Raw genomic sequence first — 19,772 nt, 5'->3', positions numbered from 1 at the left:
CCGCTCTTAGTGAACCATCATGTTCTCGTTAAGGCTCCACATGATCCAGATAGAACCTACCACTACGATTGCGATAATCAGCAAAGTAAAGACAAAGGCCACCAGGTTCCAGCGCTCCTCGGAGGAGGCGTTCATGTGCAGGAAGCACACCAGGTGAACCAGAATCTGTACCACAGCTGTTGCCACAACCACACCGAGAAGCGTGCCCTGTGAGGCGGTGCCGTTCATCACCATCCAGAACGGGATCACGGTCAGAATCACTGACAGGATGAACCCGATAAGGTAGGTTTTGACGCCGCCGTGATGAGCGCCAGCGTGATCGGTAGAATGACTCATTACATCGCCCCCATCAGATAGACTACAGAGAATACGCAAATCCAGACCACGTCCAGGAAGTGCCAGAACATGCTCAGGCACATCAGACGGGCGCGGTTGTTATGGGTCAGACCGCGGCGGGAAACATGAATCATCATGATTGCCATCCAGATCAGACCAGACGTCACGTGCAGACCGTGGGTGCCTACCAGCGCAAAGAAGCCTGACAGGAAGCCGCTGCGATCCGGCCCGAAGCCTTCCGCGATCAGGTGATGGAATTCATAGATTTCCATCCCCACAAAGCCCGCACCAAACAGGAAGGTCAGGGCAAGCCAGGACATTACCTGGCCCTGGTTGTTTTTATTCATGGCGATCATCGCCATGCCATACGTGATGGAGGAGAACAGCAGCAGGAAAGTTTCAACCAGCACAAACGGCAGTTCGAAAATGTCCTTACCGGTCGGTCCCCCGGCAGTGCCGTTCACCAGAACGGCATAGGTGGCAAAAAGACATGCAAAGAGAATGCAGTCGCTCATCAGGTAGATCCAGAAGCCAAATACCTTGTTGGCTCCTGCATCGTGGTGGTGCCCATGTTCATGGTTGCCATGGGCCAGCGCGTCATTAATCGTCTCAGTTGACATTTTTCAGCCCTGCTTTGGTAATTTCATCGAAGTGCTGGTTTTCCAGTTTTTCAACAGTGGCAACGGGTACGTAGTAATCCACGTCTTCATCAAAGCTCTTCGCAATCCAGGTGATCACGATACCGGCGAAGCCGACAATGGCCAGCCACCAGATATGCCAGATCATGGCGAAACCGAAGATGGTGCTGAACAGACCGATGTAGATACCCGCAGCGCTGTTTTTCGGCATATGAATTTCTTCATAGTGCGCAGGCTGTTTGTAGGCTTCACCTTTCTCTTTCATTTCCCAGAACGCGTCGCGCTCGTGAACTTCCGGCAGTACCGCGAAGTTATAGAACGGCGGCGGAGAAGAAATTGCCCACTCCAGGGTACGCGCGCCCCACGGGTCACCGGTCAGATCGCGGTTTTTGTTGCGGTCGCGGACGCTGACAAAAATCTGAATCACGATGCACAGAATACCGCAGGCAATCAGCAGCGCGCCGATTTCAGCCACAACCATCAGCGGCATAAACATCGGGTCGATATCCTGGCTGACGCGACGGGTCATACCCATGAAGCCCATAGCGTACAGCGGCATAAAGGTCACGAAGAAGCCGATGATCCAGAACCAGAAAGCGCGTTTACCCCAGGTTTCGTTCATGGTGTAGCCAAAGGCTTTCGGCCACCAGTAGGTCATACCGGCAAAGCAACCGAACACCACGCCGCCGATGATGACGTTATGGAAGTGCGCAATCAGGAACAGGCTATTGTGCAGAACGAAGTCCGCGCCCGGTACCGCCAGCAGTACCCCGGTCATCCCACCGATAGAGAAGGTGATGATAAAACCGATGGTCCACAGCATGGCTGAGTGGAACTGAATACGGCCCTGGTACATAGTGAACAACCAGTTGAAGATCTTCACCCCGGTCGGGATGGCGATAATCATCGTGGTGATACCAAAGAAGGCGTTAACGTTCGCGCCGCTGCCCATGGTGAAGAAGTGGTGCAGCCAAACGATGAACGACAGAACCGTAATCGCGATGGTTGCCCATACCAGCGAGGTGTAACCGAACAGACGTTTTCTGGAGAAAGTCGAGGTGACTTCAGAGAACACGCCGAACACCGGCAGCACCAGGATGTACACTTCCGGGTGGCCCCAGGCCCAAATCAGGTTCACGTACATCATCATGTTGCCGCCCATATCATTGGTAAAGAAATGGGTGCCCAGATAGCGATCCAGGGTTAGCAACGCAATGGTGACGGTTAAAATCGGGAACGAGACGATAATCAGTACGTTAGTACACAGTGCCGCCCAGGTGAAAACCGGCATTTTGAACATCGTCATACCCGGGGTACGCATCTTCAGAATGGTCACGAAGAAGTTAATACCGGTCAGCGTCGTACCAATACCGGATAGCTGGAGACTCCAGATCCAGTAGTCGACCCCTACGCCGGGACTGTATTCAATGCCCGATAGCGGCGGATACGCCACCCAGCCGGTCTGGGCGAATTCGCCGACCCCCAGGGAAACGTTCACCAGGATGACCCCAACCACCGTGAACCAGAAGCTCAGGTTGTTCAGGAACGGGTAGGCCACGTCGCGCGCGCCGATCTGCAAGGGAACAACAATGTTCATCAGACCGATAACGAACGGCATCGCCACGAAAAAGATCATGATAACGCCGTGGGCGGTAAAGATCTGATCGTAGTGATGCGGCGGCAGGAAGCCCGTTTCGCCCGCAGAAACCAGCAACTGCTGGGTACGCATCATGATGGCGTCCGCGAAACCACGGACCAGCATGACAATCGCCACCAGGATATACATGATACCCAGGCGTTTGTGGTCTACTGACGTAAGCCACTCATTCCATAAATATGACCACTTACCGAAGTAAGTGAGAGCTGCCAGTAACGCCGCGCCTCCGACGATAATCGCAGCCACCGTAACCATGATAATTGGCTCATGGTACGGAATTGCATCCAGTGTAAGTTTTCCGAACATCGTATTATTCCTCGGCCCCTTAGTGAGAGGTTTCCGCGTGATTCATGTCCATGCCTTCGTGAGCGTTGTGCTCCCCTTCCGACTGAGTCACGGCCAGGCTTTTCCCGTGTCCCATGAATTTGTTAATCACATCGACAAACAGATTCGGTTTAACACTGGAGAAGTATTCGACTTTGTTGAACTCGCTCGGGGCTGCCAGCTTCTCGTAAGTCGCCATATCGTTCATCACGGTCGGCGATTGCTTCGCTTTAGCCACCCACTGGTTGAAGGTTTCGTTGTCCGGCGTCGCGATAGCTTTGAACTTCATGCCGGAGAAACCTGCACCACTGTAGTTAGCGGAAATGCCGTCGTAGGTACCCGCTTCGTTGGCAATAAGATGCAGTTTGGTCTGCATGCCTGCCATCGCGTAAATCTGGCTGCCCAGGCGCGGAATAAAGAAGGAGTTCATCACCGAGTTAGAGGTGATTTTGAATTCCACCGGGGTATTGGCCGGGAAGGCGATTTCATTCACCGTTGCGATGCCTTGCTCCGGGTAAATGAAGAACCATTTCCAGTCCATCGCGATCACTTCAATGGTCACCGGCTTCGCGTCGTGCACCAGCGGTTTGCTGGGCTCAAGCGAGTGCGTGGTTTTCCAGGTCAGTACGGCGAGGAAGATAATGATAAGGATAGGGATGGTCCAGACTACAGCTTCCACCTTGTTAGAGTGTGACCAGTTGGGGCTGTATTTAGCATCCTTGTTGGTCGCCCGATATTTCCAGGCAAAGCCGATCGCCATCAAAATGGCGGGGATAACGACGATCAACATCAGCCCGAGGGCGGTCAGTATCAACGAACGTTGCTCGAGTCCAATCTGTCCTTTTGGGTTGAGAAGCGCAGAATCACAGCCACTGAGTAATACAGTACCCGCGATTAATGACAACAATCCCAAACTTTTATTGTATTTCCTGAGTCTCATTTAACGACCTCAATTCAGGGGGGATTCTGGTGGCGGTTAAAGTGTGCCGGCATTTTACGGGAAGGTTACAACACTGTAAACATTAATGGCATTGTGTCAGCGCGGTGTTACCGGGTTCTGCCATACCTATCACAGATGTTGCAACTTATTTCAAATATACAGCAAAAATGCGGCTTGCAGACCGTTATAACAAATCAGGATTGTTAAATTTTTTATGCCGGATAATTGGTATAACCAATTCAAATGATATACAAAAACTTAACAAAAATATATCAAATATAGGACAATTGATTCACGCAAAATTAATCTTGCCACGGCTGAATCGATAAAGGGAAATTATTGCGCTTTTTTTGGGTTATAAATTCCAGAACGTTAAGGGCACAAAAAAACAATTTTTTGGCGGAAATTTGCCGTCAGCCAACGTTATTTTCATTACTCCCCGTGATTACCACGGAAAATAATGAAAAATAGCGTTCATTATTTAAGCGGAATTAGCGCTGCGCTGTTTTTTTCAGCGCCAGAAAATCTAATGCTGCGCCCGCTAAAATCCCGCCCAGCGCCAGCGCGATCCCCAGCGCTAACAGTGGCGTCTCAACAGGCAACCGGGTGATATCTAACGCATTGGCAATCACAACCCCAAGCCATGCCAGCAGGATAACGCCACTGAACATCAACACCTTTAATGCCAGCCGGTACGCGCCGGTATAAACGGTGCGCGGCATAAAGGTTTCGGTTTGCTGGGTGAACTCCAGCGTCCTGCGGCAAACCAGCAGCAGCAGAATGCCCGGTACAGCGGCGAACACCGAGAACAGGTAAAACGTTGGCCAGCCGTGGGCTTCTACAAACCAACCGGCAACCGGGCCGACATAAACGCGTCCTACCGCCGACAGGGCAGACAGCAGCGCGAATTGGGTGGCTGAAAACGACTTATTGCACAGCGTCATCAACAGGGCGACAAACGCCGCCGTTCCCATGCCGCCGCACAGATTCTCGAAAAACACCGCGCTCGCCATAGTGACCATGTGCTTGTCGGTAATCGACAGCAGCCAGTAACCAGCGTTGGATGCGCCCTGGAGAATGCCGAAGATCAGCAGCGCCCGGAACAGCGTCAGGCGCTGCATTAAAACCCCGCCGTATAGCGCGCCGATAATCGTGGCGAAAAGCCCCAGCGATTTATTCACCACACCGACTTCACCGGCATCAAACCCGACGCCACGAATCAAAAATGTGGTGGTCAGGCTCATGGCGAAGGCGTCGCCCAGCTTATACAGCACGATCAGCAATAAAATTAGCCAGGCGTTATTGCGGCCAAAAAAGTCGTGCAGCGGTTCAATCACCGCTTGCTGGAGCGTTTTGGGAACCGGGATCGCATCGCTGGGTTCTGGAGCCAGCAGCGTCGCGATAATGCACGGGATCAGTAACGCGGCCATCAGCCAGTAGGTAGCTTGCCAGCCAAGCCAGCGGTCGGCCAGCCACAGCGCCAGCCCGCCTGACACCAGCATCGCCAGGCGATAGCCCAGCACGCTGATCGCCGCGCCCGTGCCACGCTCTTCCGCCGACAGGACGTCAGTTTTCCAGGCGTCGAATACGATATCCTGCGACGCGGAGCAAAATGCGATGATCACCGCCAGCGCCGCCATCCAGCGCAGCTGTGTGGACGGTTCGAGAAAGCCCATCGCGGCGATGGCGATCAGTAAAAGGATTTGGGTAATGACCAGCCAGCCGCGACGACGGCCCAGCAGCGGTGGGGTATAGCGATCCATCGCCGGCGACCACAGGAACTTGAAAACATACGCCTGGCCGACAAGGGAAAAGAAACCAATGGTTTTGAGATCGATATTTTCGACCGTCATCCACGCCTGAAGCGTACCGGAGGTTAAGGCAAGAGGCAGACCGGAAGCAAAGCCCAGCATCAGCAAGACGGCTGATTTAGGCTGCTGAAAAATTCGTAAATAATGATTGGGCATCGGGAAAATACAAAGGCCCGGCAAGCCGGGCCTCTCAGTCAATTAGCGGGCGTTCTGCTTGATAAAGTCATGGACGCTGGTGTCCTGCGCCATATCGGCGATGGTATCGGTCAGGACGGAGTTAACGGCGTTGGCGATGTTTTTGTTGGTCGCCTGGAATGCGCCTTCAACGTTATAGTTTGCGCGATAGTTTTTGGTCATCTTGTTGCCGTTATTGGCAACCGCGACGATAGAGATATCGGCTTTGGTGGCGATGTTGTAACGCACGTTGCCCTGAGACACGTCCGCGTACAGCTGGTTAACAATGATCTGCAGTTGCACCGCGCCGCTTGGACCAATCATATAACCGCGCGCGGTCATTTGTTTCTCCAGCACTTCCTGGAGCAGGAAACGCAGATCGCGGGAGGCGGTCAGGGTAACCACCTGGTTATCGCGGGTCACTTTTGACAGCGCCTGGTCCTGACGCTGGTCGGCGCCGTTGATGCTGATGGTCACGCCCATCAGGCTCGGGTCCTGCTGCGGCAGCGCGATATTCGGAGAGACGTCAATAGTCGTCGGCGGTGTAGCGCATCCAGCTAACATAAAAAGAGCCATCAGCGGGAGGAAGAGTTTTTTTAACATTTCAGGGTCTCAACGTACATATAGGCAAATAGAAGAAAATTCTCGCCATCATAGCATCGCCATCGGCAAGGGGAAGTGGCAACGCATGTAAATTCATCGCGTTGTGCTTTTTATGACCTTTCACCAGGTTTTGTTGGCGATACAACCTTCGTATGGCACTTGTGGCAGGCTAATTCACCCATTACGATGAGAAAATGAGATAAAAGCTAAATATTTGTTGGTAATCTGTTATGAAGCCAATAAAGGCGACTAACATTTAAAGTGATGGATAGCATCGCAGCGTTGTCGGAGGAGTGAAATCATGATGATACGTGAGCAAATAGAAACAAAACTCAGGGCAGCGTTTGATCCCTTATTCCTCGAAGTTGTGGATGAAAGCTATCGCCATAATGTTCCGGCCGGCTCGGAAAGTCATTTCAAAGTCGTTCTGGTCAGCGATCGTTTTGTAGGGGAACGTTTTCTGAATCGCCACCGCCTGATCTACGGCACGTTGACGGAGGAATTGTCGACCACTGTGCATGCTTTGGCCCTGCATACTTACAGCGCTAAAGAGTGGGAAAGCCTACAGGATACCATTTTCGCATCACCGCCGTGTCGAGGTGCGGGAACGATTGCCTGAACATTGATTTGCAACAGCAGGACTTTTTCCAGTATGTTGCGCCAGACAGAGTTTCTAAGAAACGGCCTGCGGGCCGTTTTGTTTTGCCTGAAAACCAGGCGAAACGGCAGGTTTCAGGCGAAGCTCCGCCGGGAATTGTGAAAAAAGCCACAGAGTCGTGTGGTTGCTTTTCTCGACTCACCATAGTGATGCCGCTATAATGCTGCGTCTAATTTTTCGGAATGTCTTCGGGATGATTCTGACGACAGGGAATGTGATTCTGATTCAGAAAGCATCCTGGTTCTGCGAAGCGAATAATCAACGGCTTCCAGAGTTGACCGAGCACTGTGATTTTTTGAGGTAACAAGATGCAAGCTTCAGTTGAAACCACCCAGGGCCTTGGGCGCCGTGTAACGATTACTATCGCTGCTGACAGCATCGAAAACGCTGTGAAAAGCGAGCTGGTCAACGTGGCGAAGAAAGTCCGCATTGACGGTTTTCGTAAGGGCAAAGTACCGATGAACGTTGTTGCTCAGCGTTATGGCGCTTCCGTGCGTCAGGATGTGCTGGGCGATCTGATGAGCCGTCATTTCGTTGACGCTATCATTAAAGAAAAAATCAACCCGGCTGGCGCACCGAACTATGTTCCGGGCGAATACAAACTGGGTGAAGACTTCACCTACGCGGTTGAATTTGAAGTTTACCCGGAAGTTGAACTGAAAGATCTGGAATCCATCGAAGTTGTTAAGCCGGTTGTTGAAGTCACCGACGAAGACGTAGACGGCATGCTGGACACCCTGCGCAAGCAGCAGGCGACCTGGACTGAAACCACTGAAGCCGCTGGCGAAGAAGATCGCGTGACCATCGATTTCACCGGTTCTGTTGACGGTGAAGAGTTCGAAGGCGGTAAAGCCTCTGACTTCGTACTGGCAATGGGCCAGGGCCGTATGATCCCGGGATTCGAAGAAGGTGTTAAAGGCCATAAAGCCGGTGACGAGTTCACCATCGACGTGACTTTCCCGGAAGAGTACCACGCTGAAAACCTGAAAGGTAAAGCGGCTAAGTTCGTAATCAACCTGAAAAAAGTTGAGCAGCGTGAACTGCCGGAACTGACCGAAGATTTCATCAAGCGTTTTGGCGTTGAAGACGGTTCCGTAGCCGGTCTGCGTACCGAAGTGCGTAAAAACATGGACCGCGAGCTGAAAGGCGCTGTGCGTAACCGCATTAAGTCTCAGGCGATCGAAGGCCTGGTGAAAGCGAACGACATCGACGTTCCTGCTGCGCTGATCGACGGCGAAATCGACGTACTGCGCCGCCAGGCTGCACAGCGTTTCGGTGGCAACGAGAAACAAGCCCTGGAACTGCCACGTGAACTGTTCGAAGAGCAGGCGAAACGCCGCGTTGTGGTTGGCCTGCTACTGGGCGAAGTGATTCGTACCAACGAGCTGAAAGCCGACGAAGATCGCGTTAAAGCGCTGATCGAAGAAATGGCTTCTGCCTATGAAGATCCGAGCGAAGTTATCGAGTTCTACAGCAAAAACAAAGAGCTGATGGACAACATGCGTAACGTGGCTCTGGAAGAGCAGGCGGTTGAAGCGGTGCTGGCGAAAGCTAAAGTGACCGACCAAGCAACCACCTTTAACGAGCTGATGAACCAGCAGGCGTAAACCGCGCCCGGCGTTGTTAAAGCCCGTCCTGTTGCGACGGGCTTTTTTTCGCCTGCAATTAAGGCAAGGACGGATAAACCGCAGTTTCAATATTCGCGTAACATGAAAAGGTTGTTATGCTTGAAACTGAGGGTGATAAACCCCATAAACAAAGATATATCCGCATCAACAAACAGAAAATTTGATCTATTGTGGGTAGGGACTCTGGCTGATAATCCGTCCTGAAGGGTGACAAGACCTGCTAGCGTGGTCATTCGTCACGGTCTCAAGTAAAATCAGTGCAACAGGTTACTTAATTTTTTCCAGGAGACGGAAATGTCATACAGCGGCGAACGAGAAGTAATGGCACCCCATATGGCCCTGGTGCCAATGGTTGTGGAGCAAACCTCACGTGGTGAGCGTTCTTACGATATTTTTTCCCGTCTGCTTAAGGAACGCGTTATCTTTTTGACCGGCCAGGTTGAAGATCACATGGCTAACCTGATTGTGGCGCAGATGCTGTTTCTGGAAGCAGAGAACCCGGAAAAAGATATTTACCTGTACATCAACTCGCCGGGCGGCGTGATTACTGCGGGGATGTCGATCTATGACACCATGCAGTTCATCAAACCAGACGTCAGCACCATTTGTATGGGCCAGGCGGCCTCAATGGGTGCCTTCCTGTTGACTGCCGGGGCGAAAGGCAAGCGTTTCTGCCTGCCGAATTCACGCGTGATGATCCACCAACCGCTGGGCGGCTACCAGGGTCAGGCAACGGACATTGAAATCCATGCGCGTGAAATTTTGAAAGTAAAAGCGCGTATGAATGAACTTATGGCGCAGCACACGGGTCAACCGCTGGAGCAGATTGAAAGAGATACCGAGCGCGACCGTTTCCTCTCAGCAGAACAGGCTGTAGAGTATGGATTGGTTGACTCCATTTTAACTCACCGCCAGTGATACCTGCGGCAATGGGCCGCTATACTATAGGGTGTCAGTAGGCGGCTCATTGTGCGCAAACTCCGGTTTGCGCCTGAGAATGGCATTGCGTCGTCGTGTGCGGCACAAAGAACAGAAAAGAGGTTTTGACTCATGACAGATAAGCGCAAAGACGGCTCAGGCAAACTGCTGTACTGCTCTTTTTGCGGCAAGAGCCAGCACGAAGTGCGTAAACTGATTGCTGGCCCGTCAGTGTATATCTGCGACGAGTGTGTCGATTTATGCAACGACATTATTCGCGAAGAGATTAAAGAAGTGGCGCCGCACCGCGAACGTAGCGCGCTGCCGACGCCACATGAAATTCGTAACCATCTGGACGATTATGTTATCGGCCAGGAACAGGCGAAAAAAGTCCTGGCGGTTGCGGTATACAACCACTACAAACGTCTGCGTAACGGCGACAGCTCTAACGGCATCGAGCTGGGTAAAAGTAACATTCTGCTGATCGGCCCGACCGGTAGCGGTAAAACCCTGTTGGCCGAAACGCTGGCGCGCCTGCTGGACGTTCCGTTCACCATGGCGGATGCCACCACCCTGACCGAAGCGGGTTACGTGGGTGAAGACGTAGAAAACATCATTCAGAAACTGCTGCAGAAATGCGATTATGACGTGCAGAAAGCCCAGCGCGGCATTGTGTATATCGATGAAATCGACAAGATTTCGCGCAAATCTGATAACCCGTCCATCACCCGCGATGTATCCGGTGAAGGCGTACAGCAGGCATTGCTGAAACTGATTGAAGGCACCGTGGCCGCCGTTCCGCCACAGGGTGGACGCAAGCATCCGCAGCAGGAATTCTTGCAGGTCGATACCTCAAAAATCCTGTTTATCTGCGGCGGCGCATTCGCGGGTCTGGATAAAGTGATCGCTAACCGTGTAGAAACAGGCTCCGGCATTGGTTTTGGCGCGACGGTGAAAGGTAAATCCCAGAAAGCGACGGAAGGCGAACTGCTGACTCAGGTTGAACCGGAAGATTTGATCAAATTCGGTCTGATCCCTGAATTCATCGGCCGTCTGCCGGTTGTGGCGACCCTGAGCGAACTGAGCGAAGAAGCGCTGATCCAGATCCTCAAAGAGCCGAAAAACGCCCTGACCAAACAGTATCAGGCGCTGTTTAATCTGGAAGGCGTTGAGCTGGAATTCCGTGACGAAGCGCTGGAAGCCATCGCGAAAAAAGCCATGTCCCGTAAAACCGGTGCGCGTGGCCTGCGTTCCATCGTGGAAGGCGCGTTGCTCGATACCATGTACGATCTCCCGTCCATGGAAGACGTCGAAAAAGTGGTGATTGACGAGTCGGTGATCGGCGGCCAGTCAGAACCGCTGTTAATTTACGGTAAGCCAGAAGCACAGCAGGCATCAGGCGAATAATTCGCCTGTCCTGACAATCAGTTATAAAATAAAAGGGGGATTTGGTCCCCCTTTTATTTTTCCTGCATTCCTGACATTGAATGTCCGGGAAACATCCCCATATACTGTTCTACTTGTTGGTGATGCCGTGAATTTCACGTGCGCCCCATCGCCTGGCGGAAACTAAACTAAGAGAGAGCTCTATGAATCCTGAGCGTTCTGAACGCATTGAAATCCCCGTGTTGCCGTTGCGCGACGTGGTGGTTTATCCGCACATGGTTATCCCTTTGTTCGTGGGACGGGAGAAATCTATCCGCTGCCTGGAAGCCGCAATGGATCATGACAAAAAAGTCATGCTGGTTGCACAGAAAGAAGCGTCGACGGATGAGCCGGGTGTGAATGATTTGTTTACCGTGGGAACCGTAGCGTCGATTTTACAGATGCTGAAACTGCCGGACGGCACGGTAAAAGTACTGGTTGAAGGTTTACAGCGCGCGCGCATTACCGCGCTCTCTGACGATGGCGAACACTTCTCTGCACGGGCTGAATATCTTGAATCGCCAGCCATCGACGAACGCGAGCAGGAAGTGCTGGTCCGTACGGCCATCAGCCAGTTTGAAGGCTACATCAAACTCAACAAAAAAATCCCGCCTGAAGTGCTGACGTCGCTGAACAGCATCGACGATCCTGCACGTCTGGCTGACACCATCGGCGCGCATATGCCGCTGAAACTGGCCGATAAACAATCGGTGCTGGAGATGTCCGACATCAACGAACGCCTCGAATATCTGATGGCGATGATGGAGTCGGAAATCGATCTGCTGCAGGTTGAGAAACGCATTCGCAACCGCGTTAAAAAGCAGATGGAAAAGAGCCAGCGTGAGTACTATCTGAATGAGCAAATGAAAGCCATCCAGAAAGAACTGGGCGAAATGGACGATGCGCCGGATGAAAACGAAGCGTTAAAACGCAAAATCGACGCGGCCAAAATGCCGAAAGAGGCGAAAGAGAAAGCTGACGCCGAATTGATGAAGCTGAAAATGATGTCACCGATGTCGGCAGAAGCCACCGTGGTGCGCAGCTACATCGAGTGGATGGTGCAGGTTCCGTGGAACGCGCGCAGTAAAGTGAAAAAAGACCTGCGCCAGGCCCAGGAAATCCTTGATACCGATCACTATGGCTTAGGCCGAGTGAAAGATCGCATCCTTGAATACCTTGCGGTGCAGAGCCGCGTTAACAAAATCAAAGGCCCGATCCTGTGCCTGGTGGGACCGCCGGGGGTGGGTAAAACCTCGCTGGGGCAGTCCATTGCGCGCGCGACCGGTCGTAAATACGTGCGTATGGCGCTGGGCGGGGTGCGCGATGAAGCGGAAATCCGCGGTCACCGCCGTACCTACATCGGTTCTATGCCGGGCAAACTGATCCAGAAGATGGCAAAAGTGGGCGTCAGAAACCCGCTGTTCCTGCTGGATGAGATCGACAAAATGTCGTCGGATATGCGTGGCGATCCGGCATCAGCGCTACTTGAGGTGTTGGATCCTGAACAGAACGTGGCGTTTAACGATCACTATCTGGAAGTGGACTACGATCTCAGCGACGTGATGTTCGTGGCGACCTCGAACTCCATGAATATTCCTGCGCCGCTGCTGGACCGTATGGAAGTGATTCGCCTGTCGGGTTATACCGAAGATGAAAAACTGAACATCGCCAAACGTCACCTGTTGCCGAAGCAGATTGAACGCAACGCCCTGAAAAAAGGCGAAATCACGGTGGATGACAGCGCGATTATCGGCATCATTCGTTACTACACCCGTGAGGCTGGCGTACGTGGACTGGAGCGTGAAATTTCGAAACTGTGCCGTAAAGCGGTTAAACAGTTACTGCTTGAGAAAGCGCTGAAGCACATCGAAATTAACGGCGATAATCTGAAAGATTTCCTCGGCGTTCAGCGCTTTGACTACGGCCGTGCGGACAACGAAAACCGCGTTGGTCAGGTGACCGGCCTGGCCTGGACCGAAGTGGGTGGCGATCTGCTGACCATCGAAACCGCCTGCGTACCGGGTAAAGGCAAACTGACCTATACCGGCTCGCTGGGTGAAGTGATGCAGGAATCCATTCAGGCAGCGCTGACCGTGGTGCGCGCGCGCGCGGAAAAATTGGGTATTAATTCTGATTTTTACGAAAAACGCGACATCCACGTTCACGTACCGGAAGGGGCGACCCCAAAAGACGGTCCGAGCGCAGGTATCGCAATGTGCACCGCGCTGGTTTCCTGCCTGACGGGCAACCCGGTGCGTGCCGATGTCGCCATGACCGGCGAAATCACGCTGCGCGGACAAGTTCTGCCGATCGGCGGCCTGAAGGAAAAATTGCTGGCCGCACACCGTGGCGGTATTAAAACGGTGTTAATTCCTTACGAAAATAAACGTGACCTGGAAGAGATCCCAGACAACGTTATCGCCGATCTGGATATCCACCCGGTGAAGCGTATCGAAGAGGTATTGACCCTGGCATTGCAGAATGAACCCTCAGGAATGCAGGTTGTCACGGCAAAATAGTGACCTAACGCATACTGCATAGATAAAATCAGAGCTGGTAAGCCATTTGGTGCTTGCCAGCTTTTTTTTGTATCGCTAATTTAGATGGCTGACTGATTGTGTCATCAACTAATGCTGTTGTAAGGGCATGACAGGCCTGATATAACTGCTGCGCGGTCGCCCCATGAAGGATTCAGGGGCGATATAAATAATAATGAGAGGAAGAGAAGCGTGAATAAATCTCAACTGATAGACAAAATTGCCGCCGGTGCTGATATTTCTAAAGCCGCGGCTGGACGTGCGTTAGATGCTCTGATTGGCTCTGTTACCGAATCTCTGCAATCCGGGGATGACGTGGCGTTAGTTGGCTTTGGTACTTTCTCTGTCCGCGAGCGCGCTGCCCGTACTGGCCGCAACCCGCAAACTGGCAAAGAGATCACCATTGCGGCAGCAAAAGTACCGGGTTTCCGTGCAGGCAAGGCACTGAAAGACGCGGTAAACTGATTTTTCCCTCTACGGTTTCGATGGTAAAGGGCAAAGGGCGCATCGCGAGATGTGCCTTTTTTATTATCTGGGGGGACTTTTTAGTCCTGTGGGCTGACAACCGCCCCGGTTTCTTGTCACAATACGCCTTTGCGCGAAGCGGCACCTTTGGGTGAGCGCCAGCGGCATTTACTGTCATCTACAGCGGAGCGTTGTTACACCATGATGGACAACTTACGTACGGCTGCTAACAGCGTCGTACTCAAGATTATTTTCGGTATCATTATCGTGTCGTTCATTTTGACCGGCGTGAGTGGTTACCTGATTGGCGGTAACAATAATTACGCCGCGAAAGTGAATGGCCAGGAAATTGGCCGCGCCCAGTTTGAAAATGCCGTTGCCAGCGAGCGTAATCGTCAGCAACAGCAGCTTGGCGAGCAGTTTTCAGAACTGGCTGCCAATGAAAACTATATGAAAGCTATGCGCCAGCAGGTGCTGTCGCGCATGATTGATGAAGCGTTGCTCGATCAATACGCTAAAAAGCTGGGCCTTGGCATCAGCGACGAACAAATCAAACAGGCGATCTTTAAAGAGCCGGCTTTCCAGAGCAACGGAAAGTTTGATAACGCCCGCTATACCGCGGTTATCAACAATATTGGCATGACGCCGGACCAGTATGCCCAGTCGTTGCGTAACCAGTTGATGACCCAGCAGCTGATCAATGCCATCGTCGGCACCGATTTTATGCTGGCGAATGAGACGGATGAGCTGGCAGCGCTGGTTGCCCAGCAGCGTGTAGTACGTGAAGCCACGATTGACGTCGCCGCGCTGGCCGCCAAACAAACGGTCACTGACGATGAAGTCACCGGCTTCTACGAGCAGAATAAAAACCGTTTTATCGCCCCGGAACAATTCCGCGTCAGCTACATCAAGCTGGATGCCGCCGCCATGAACGAAAGCGTCAGCGATGCGGAAATTCAGGCCTGGTATGACGAGCATCAGGATCAGTACGGTCAGCCGCAGCGTAACCGTTACAGCATCATTCAGACCAAAACGGAAGATGAAGCAAAAGCCGTTCTGGATGCCCTGAATGCCGATTCTGATTTTGCTACCCTCGCGAAAGAAAAGTCCTCCGACATTATTTCTGCCCGTAACGGCGGTGATATGGGCTGGCTGGAAGACGCGACGACGCCGGAAGAGCTGAAAAACGCAGCGCTGAAAGAGAAAGGCCAGACTTCTGGCGTAATTAAATCTTCGGTAGGTTTCCTGGTTGCGCGTCTGACTGATGTTCAACCGGCGCAGGTGAAGCCGCTGGCAGAAGTGCGTGATGCTATTGCTGAAAAAGTGAAACAGGAAAAAGGCGTCACGGCGTTCTTCGCCCTGCAGCAAAAAGTGAGCGACGCGGCAAGTAACGATAACGAATCCCTGGCGGGCGCAGAGCAGGTTGCTGGCGTGAAAGCGGTGGAAACCGGCTGGTTTAGCCGCGATTCCCTGCCGGAAGATCTCAACTTCAAACCGGTTGCTGACGCGATCTTCAACGGTGGACTGGTCGGCGAAAACGGCACGCCGGGCAGTAACTCCGACATCATCACCGTGGAAGGCGATCGTGCGTTTGTACTGCGTGTTACCGAGCACAAAGCGGAAGCGGTTAAACCGCTGGCAGACGTACGTAACCAGGTGGTTGCCGATATCAAAAATCAGAAAGCGGAACAGCAGGCGAAACTGGATGCCGATAAGCTGATTAACGAACTGAAAGCAGGTAAAGGCGACGAAGCGCTGAAAGCCGCGGGTTTGAGCTTTGGTGCGGAAAAAACCTTAAGCCGTACCGGCCAGGATCCAATTTCGCAAGCTGCGTTCGCGCTGCCGCTGCCGTCTAAGGACAAACCGTCTTATGGCGTCGCTAACGATATGCAGGGCAACGTCGTGCTGGTGTCCCTTGACGAAGTGCGTAGCGGCACCCTGCCGGAAGAGCAGAAGAAAGCGATGACCCAGGGCATTACCCAAAACAATGCACAAATTGCTTTCGACGCGCTGATGACTAATCTGCGCAAAGAAGCCAAAATCAAAATGGGCGATATCGTCGAGCAGCAGCAATAATCGAGACGTCTCGCACAAAATTGCAATTTTCTGCAAACATCAAAGGCCGCTTTCGCGGCCTTTTCCATTTCTGATATTCGCTGTTTGTGGTGTTTCTCCCGGCCCGATAAGGTGGCGTGGCTGTCAACAAACAAGGAGAAAACAGCATGAAACAAGGTGTTAAAGCATTCTGTCTGGCAATGGTTATCGCGTGCGGTATCACCAGCTATCCAGCACTGGCGGCGCAGTCAACGACGAAGGCTGAAGCAACGGCGGCAAAGACGGAGAACGCAACGTCAGCGCAGGTCAAAGAGAAAGCCGTCAAAACGGATGAAAGTGAAGAACGCACCGTGAGCATTAACAATGCCAGCGCGGACGAACTGGCCTCAGCGCTCAATGGCGTAGGAATGAAAAAAGCGCAGGCCATCGTTAATTACCGGGATGAGAATGGTCCTTTTAAAAGCGTCGAGGATCTTAAACAGGTGCCCGGCATGGGAAATGCGCTGGTGGAGCGTAACCTGGCGCGCATAAAGCTGTAATCGTCAGGGCAGGGACCTTGCAGAGTTGAAAATCTTTGCCAGGATAAGGAGGTCATACCAGTAGTGTGACCTCTTACTCTCATAAAATGAACCGCGGTATTTTTCGCTTCCGAATCGGAATGAACGCGGTGATAACAAGGGCCCTTGCGCTATGCAGACACACATTAAAGTTCGCGGTTACCACCTGGATGTCTATCAACACGTTAATAATGCGCGTTATCTTGAATTTCTTGAGGAAGCGCGCTGGGACGGGTTGGAGCAGGAGGAAGGCTTTCAGTGGATGACGGCTAACCGTATCGCTTTTGTGGTGGTGAATATCAACATCAACTATCGGCGACCGGCAGTACTGGGGGATTTACTTAACGTCACCAGTCAGGTGCAGCAGTTAAATGGCAAAAGCGGCATTTTGAGCCAGGTGATCACCCTTGAGCCGGAAGGGCAGGTGGTAGCGGACGCGCAAATCACCTTTGTCTGTATCGATTTGAATACCCAGAAGGCCTTGCCGCTGGAAGGGGAACTCCGGGCTCGCCTGGAGGCGATGGTTGGTAAAGCATAATCATAAAGGGCGGGGTCCCGCCCTTATTATCAGTTAAGACCGGTTTTACGTTTCATCTGGGCCATTACGCCCACCTTATCCGCAAAATACTGGTTCAGCCCATTAGCGCGTAAATGACAGGCCGCACACTCGCCGCACCCGTTACCTTTAATGCCGTTATAGCAGGTCAGGGTTTCGTGGCGCACCAGATCCAGCTTGCCCCAATGGTCCGCCAGCGCCCAGGTCTCGGCTTTATTCAGCCACATCAGCGGTGTTTCAAAACGGATATTGCTCGCCATACCTAAATTTACCGCCTGGTGAAGCGCTTTAACGAATTCATCGCGGCAATCGGGGTAGCCAGAAAAATCGGTTTCGCAGACGCCGATAATAATCGCTTCCGCCTGAACCTGATAGGCATAAATTGCCGTAAGGGTCAGAAACAGAATATTGCGACCGGGCACAAAGGTGCTGGGAATGCCGCTGGCTTGAGGATCGTAATCCGGCACCGGAATGCTGTCGCGGGTCAGGCTGCTTACCGCCAGTTCATTGAGCAGGCCGACGTCAAGGGTTTTATGCGCACGGGCACCCAGTTTAACGGCCAGTTGCTGCGCGATCTCGATTTCAGCGCGGTGGCGTTGTCCGTAGTCGAATGTGACGCAATGCACCTCATCATAGTGATGCAGCGCCTGAATCAGGCAGGTGGTGGAGTCTTGTCCACCGCTAAAAACCACAACGGCACGTTTCATCGTCAACCTTTTGTTCGCTTGTAAAGATGGCGCATAGGGTAGCGCCGTTGGCTCAGCACCACCAGCTTCTTCACAACGAGCCCGGCGGCGGTAGCCAGGCGCGGGTAAAATCGAACCAGCCCCGTGTATTAAGGTGAATGCCGTTGACGCCCGGCGGCGCGCTGACCTGATAGCGATAATTGAAAAGCGGCGTGATAACGGCATCCTCCATCAGCGTGGTATAAACCTCGCGCATCCCTTCCCGGCGCTGGGTTTCATCCGGTTGACGTTGCACCGCGTCAAGCGTCCCCTGCAAATGGGCAAACTGGCGCGCGGTAAGCACATGCGGCCAGAGTTTATCGCAGCGTAACCACTGCTCCAGCGTAAAGGCCGGAGATTCGCCAATTAACCGGTCGCCCATAATTAAATCGGCTTCACCCAGTAGCGGGCAGCCGTGCCAGGTTTTTGCCGGATGAAAATGCACCGTTAGCTCGCAGCCTTTGTCCGCCAGATAACGCTTAAGTTGTTCCGCCATGGCGTGTAGTTCTACCGGCAGGTGATACACCATGGTTAGCGAAGCGGGCAGCGCCATTTCATCAGAAGGCCATTCGGGAAGCCGCCAGCCGGGCAGCATCTCGCTGCTGGGGGTAATTAGCCCTTCATCCAGCGGCAGCGTATCCAGCATGCCGCTGCGATGGATAAGGTCAATGAGGTAACGGGACTGCGCCAGCGATAATTTCCCTTCCTGGCGCAACGCCAGATAGCAAAACCCGAGGCTGATGCTGTTGCTGACTGGCCTCAAATGTACCAGCTCATCCTGCTGGCCAATGGCGATCTGCACCGGGTGGCGGCAGCTATTGCCCATCTCCTGATCGAACAACTGCGGCGTGATCCAAAATTCTACCGCTTTCAGTAAAGGATGGCTGAGATGCCAGAATTCGTGGCTTTCCAGCCGAACCAGGTCCGCTTCAAAACGCACAAGGCGAAAAGGCCCGCAGCCGATATCCGGTTCATCGGGGTGGGCCAGACGGCTGCAATACAGCGCCAGGCGGTGTGCCAGCCAGTAATCCGGGCGATGTAGCGTAATGCGCAGGCACTGGGCATGAACCCGCTCGATTTGCGCTACGCTGGCGAACAGCCGGGCGATTTCACTATCTGCCAGCAACGATTGAAAAGCACGCTGCAACTGCTGCGTTTCCACTGGCTTGCCGCTGTGCCAGTGCAGCGTGGAACGCAGGTAGAAATCCCAGCACAACCCGTCCGGCGAAATGCGCCAGTGGTGCGCTAAGTCGCCAACCGGAAATTCACCGTCATCATCGAAACGCGTCAGGCCAGAATAGATTTGCCCCGCCAGATGTTGTTCGGCGCGGCCCGGTAAAAAACCGGGCGTTAACGGCTCCAGAGAGCGGTAGTAGGGAATACGCAGCGTTGGGGTGTCGTTTTGCCACTGGCCGCCCAGAAAAGGCTGCAGTAAATGACGTAACTGATCGGGGGCAAGTTGTGCCAGTTCGAGCGCATTTTTATGCTGGCCGCGATTGAGCACCTGTTCCATCATCCCGGCGCGCACCTGCTCAGGCGTTACCAGAAAGGTTAAATCACCGCGCTTTCCGCGTCCGGCCTGAGCCTGCCAGCGCAGCCAGCCTGCGGATGCCAACTGGCGTAGCAGGGTGCGAATATGCCGTTCGCTGCAAAAACAGCGTTCAGCCAGCTCCGCCACAGTCGCCTGTTGGGGTTCTCCCGCCGAAGGCTGCCAGAGACGTTGAAACTGATTCAGTCGATTAACGAGTCGCATAATAAACCCGGA

The 19,772-nt window shown here is 53.0% G+C and carries 17 protein-coding genes; 9 read left to right on the top strand and 8 right to left on the bottom strand.

Translation table 11 applies throughout. The features are described from left to right. Nucleotides 1-6 precede the first annotated feature (6 nt). From ACVV26_RS16420 to ACVV26_RS16395, 6 genes are all read right to left on the bottom strand, one after another. Nucleotides 7-336: a cytochrome o ubiquinol oxidase subunit IV gene (locus ACVV26_RS16420; RefSeq protein WP_312985433.1), complete on the bottom strand. Its 330-nt coding sequence runs from the start codon at nucleotides 334-336 to the stop codon at nucleotides 7-9. Then, nucleotides 336-956, bottom strand: coding sequence for a cytochrome o ubiquinol oxidase subunit III (locus ACVV26_RS16415; RefSeq protein WP_312985431.1), 621 nt, complete (start codon nucleotides 954-956; stop codon nucleotides 336-338). Before ACVV26_RS16415 ends, ACVV26_RS16420 begins: the two co-directional genes overlap by 1 nt. Then, nucleotides 946-2,937: a cytochrome o ubiquinol oxidase subunit I gene (cyoB, locus tag ACVV26_RS16410; RefSeq protein ID WP_312985429.1), complete on the bottom strand. Its 1,992-nt coding sequence runs from the start codon at nucleotides 2,935-2,937 to the stop codon at nucleotides 946-948. The genes ACVV26_RS16415 and cyoB overlap by 11 nt, the downstream gene beginning before the upstream one ends. Nucleotides 2,938-2,956: 19 nt before the next feature. After that, nucleotides 2,957-3,895 (bottom strand): cytochrome o ubiquinol oxidase subunit II, encoded by a 939-nt coding sequence (cyoA, locus tag ACVV26_RS16405; RefSeq protein ID WP_474798280.1) that lies wholly within the window; start codon nucleotides 3,893-3,895, stop codon nucleotides 2,957-2,959. A gap of 491 nt (nucleotides 3,896-4,386) precedes the next feature. Beyond that, a complete protein-coding gene (ampG, locus tag ACVV26_RS16400; RefSeq protein ID WP_474798278.1) occupies nucleotides 4,387-5,862 on the bottom strand; it encodes a muropeptide MFS transporter AmpG in 1,476 nt (491 codons plus the stop codon). 42 nt (nucleotides 5,863-5,904) lie between these two features. Then, the gene (locus ACVV26_RS16395; RefSeq protein ID WP_474798277.1) at nucleotides 5,905-6,483 is read right to left on the bottom strand and encodes a lipoprotein; all 579 of its coding nucleotides are present in this window, start codon (nucleotides 6,481-6,483) and stop codon (nucleotides 5,905-5,907) included. 301 nt (nucleotides 6,484-6,784) lie between these two features. On the opposite strand from ACVV26_RS16395, the gene bolA reads away from it, so the two are divergent. The 9 genes from bolA to ACVV26_RS16350 all read left to right on the top strand — a co-directional run bounded on the left by bolA (nucleotide 6,785) and on the right by ACVV26_RS16350 (nucleotide 17,264). Beyond that, a complete protein-coding gene (gene bolA, locus ACVV26_RS16390) occupies nucleotides 6,785-7,102 on the top strand; it encodes a transcriptional regulator BolA (protein WP_474798275.1) in 318 nt (105 codons plus the stop codon). 347 nt (nucleotides 7,103-7,449) lie between these two features. Then, nucleotides 7,450-8,748: a trigger factor gene (gene tig / locus ACVV26_RS16385; RefSeq protein WP_474798273.1), complete on the top strand. Its 1,299-nt coding sequence runs from the start codon at nucleotides 7,450-7,452 to the stop codon at nucleotides 8,746-8,748. A gap of 315 nt (nucleotides 8,749-9,063) precedes the next feature. Beyond that, nucleotides 9,064-9,687, top strand: coding sequence for an ATP-dependent Clp endopeptidase proteolytic subunit ClpP (gene clpP / locus ACVV26_RS16380; protein ID WP_312985417.1), 624 nt, complete (start codon nucleotides 9,064-9,066; stop codon nucleotides 9,685-9,687). A 132-nt stretch (nucleotides 9,688-9,819) separates the two neighbouring features. After that, nucleotides 9,820-11,094 (top strand): ATP-dependent protease ATP-binding subunit ClpX, encoded by a 1,275-nt coding sequence (gene clpX / locus ACVV26_RS16375; protein WP_125294075.1) that lies wholly within the window; start codon nucleotides 9,820-9,822, stop codon nucleotides 11,092-11,094. Between the two features lie 182 nt (nucleotides 11,095-11,276). Then, on the top strand, nucleotides 11,277-13,631 hold the full coding sequence (gene lon / locus ACVV26_RS16370) for an endopeptidase La (RefSeq protein WP_474798272.1): 2,355 nt from the start codon (nucleotides 11,277-11,279) through the stop codon (nucleotides 13,629-13,631). Between the two features lie 210 nt (nucleotides 13,632-13,841). Beyond that, the gene (gene hupB / locus ACVV26_RS16365; RefSeq protein ID WP_312985413.1) at nucleotides 13,842-14,114 is read left to right on the top strand and encodes a nucleoid-associated protein HU-beta; all 273 of its coding nucleotides are present in this window, start codon (nucleotides 13,842-13,844) and stop codon (nucleotides 14,112-14,114) included. Between the two features lie 201 nt (nucleotides 14,115-14,315). Further along, complete coding sequence (ppiD, locus tag ACVV26_RS16360) at nucleotides 14,316-16,190, top strand: peptidylprolyl isomerase (protein WP_474798270.1); 1,875 nt, start codon at nucleotides 14,316-14,318, stop codon at nucleotides 16,188-16,190. A gap of 146 nt (nucleotides 16,191-16,336) precedes the next feature. Continuing rightward, entirely contained in the window at nucleotides 16,337-16,708 is a 372-nt protein-coding gene (locus tag ACVV26_RS16355) for a ComEA family DNA-binding protein (protein ID WP_474798268.1), read from the top strand. Nucleotides 16,709-16,859: 151 nt separating this feature from the next. Beyond that, entirely contained in the window at nucleotides 16,860-17,264 is a 405-nt protein-coding gene (locus ACVV26_RS16350) for a YbgC/FadM family acyl-CoA thioesterase (RefSeq protein ID WP_474798267.1), read from the top strand. 29 nt (nucleotides 17,265-17,293) lie between these two features. Here ACVV26_RS16350 and queC read toward each other — a convergent pair whose 3' ends face one another. Both queC and ACVV26_RS16340 read right to left on the bottom strand, forming a co-directional pair. Then, nucleotides 17,294-17,989 carry a 7-cyano-7-deazaguanine synthase QueC gene (queC, locus tag ACVV26_RS16345; RefSeq protein WP_474798265.1) on the bottom strand — a complete coding sequence of 232 codons (696 nt, stop codon included), beginning with the start codon at nucleotides 17,987-17,989 and terminating at the stop codon, nucleotides 17,294-17,296. A gap of 70 nt (nucleotides 17,990-18,059) precedes the next feature. Then, nucleotides 18,060-19,760 carry an SgrR family transcriptional regulator gene (locus tag ACVV26_RS16340; protein ID WP_474798264.1) on the bottom strand — a complete coding sequence of 567 codons (1,701 nt, stop codon included), beginning with the start codon at nucleotides 19,758-19,760 and terminating at the stop codon, nucleotides 18,060-18,062. Nucleotides 19,761-19,772: the final 12 nt, after the last annotated feature.

It is taken from the genome of Atlantibacter sp. MEI4A-1023, assembly GCF_056155425.1.
Note: the sequence above shows the minus strand (reverse complement) of the source record. Positions and strands in the feature narration are given on the sequence as shown.

Bases quoted from the DNA above. Each gene is read 5' to 3' on its own strand.
- ACVV26_RS16350 (WP_474798267.1), top strand. From the start codon at position 16,860: ATGCAGACACACATTAAAGTTCGCGGTTACCACCTGGATGTCTATCAA.
- queC (WP_474798265.1), bottom strand. From the start codon at position 17,989: ATGAAACGTGCCGTTGTGGTTTTTAGCGGTGGACAAGACTCCACCACC.
- cyoA (WP_474798280.1), bottom strand. From the start codon at position 3,895: ATGAGACTCAGGAAATACAATAAAAGTTTGGGATTGTTGTCATTAATC.
- bolA (WP_474798275.1), top strand. From the start codon at position 6,785: ATGATGATACGTGAGCAAATAGAAACAAAACTCAGGGCAGCGTTTGAT.
- tig (WP_474798273.1), top strand. From the start codon at position 7,450: ATGCAAGCTTCAGTTGAAACCACCCAGGGCCTTGGGCGCCGTGTAACG.
- ACVV26_RS16395 (WP_474798277.1), bottom strand. From the start codon at position 6,483: ATGTTAAAAAAACTCTTCCTCCCGCTGATGGCTCTTTTTATGTTAGCT.
- ACVV26_RS16415 (WP_312985431.1), bottom strand. From the start codon at position 956: ATGTCAACTGAGACGATTAATGACGCGCTGGCCCATGGCAACCATGAA.
- ampG (WP_474798278.1), bottom strand. From the start codon at position 5,862: ATGCCCAATCATTATTTACGAATTTTTCAGCAGCCTAAATCAGCCGTC.
- ACVV26_RS16355 (WP_474798268.1), top strand. From the start codon at position 16,337: ATGAAACAAGGTGTTAAAGCATTCTGTCTGGCAATGGTTATCGCGTGC.
- ppiD (WP_474798270.1), top strand. From the start codon at position 14,316: ATGATGGACAACTTACGTACGGCTGCTAACAGCGTCGTACTCAAGATT.
- cyoB (WP_312985429.1), bottom strand. From the start codon at position 2,937: ATGTTCGGAAAACTTACACTGGATGCAATTCCGTACCATGAGCCAATT.
- ACVV26_RS16420 (WP_312985433.1), bottom strand. From the start codon at position 336: ATGAGTCATTCTACCGATCACGCTGGCGCTCATCACGGCGGCGTCAAA.
- clpX (WP_125294075.1), top strand. From the start codon at position 9,820: ATGACAGATAAGCGCAAAGACGGCTCAGGCAAACTGCTGTACTGCTCT.
- clpP (WP_312985417.1), top strand. From the start codon at position 9,064: ATGTCATACAGCGGCGAACGAGAAGTAATGGCACCCCATATGGCCCTG.
- ACVV26_RS16340 (WP_474798264.1), bottom strand. From the start codon at position 19,760: ATGCGACTCGTTAATCGACTGAATCAGTTTCAACGTCTCTGGCAGCCT.
- lon (WP_474798272.1), top strand. From the start codon at position 11,277: ATGAATCCTGAGCGTTCTGAACGCATTGAAATCCCCGTGTTGCCGTTG.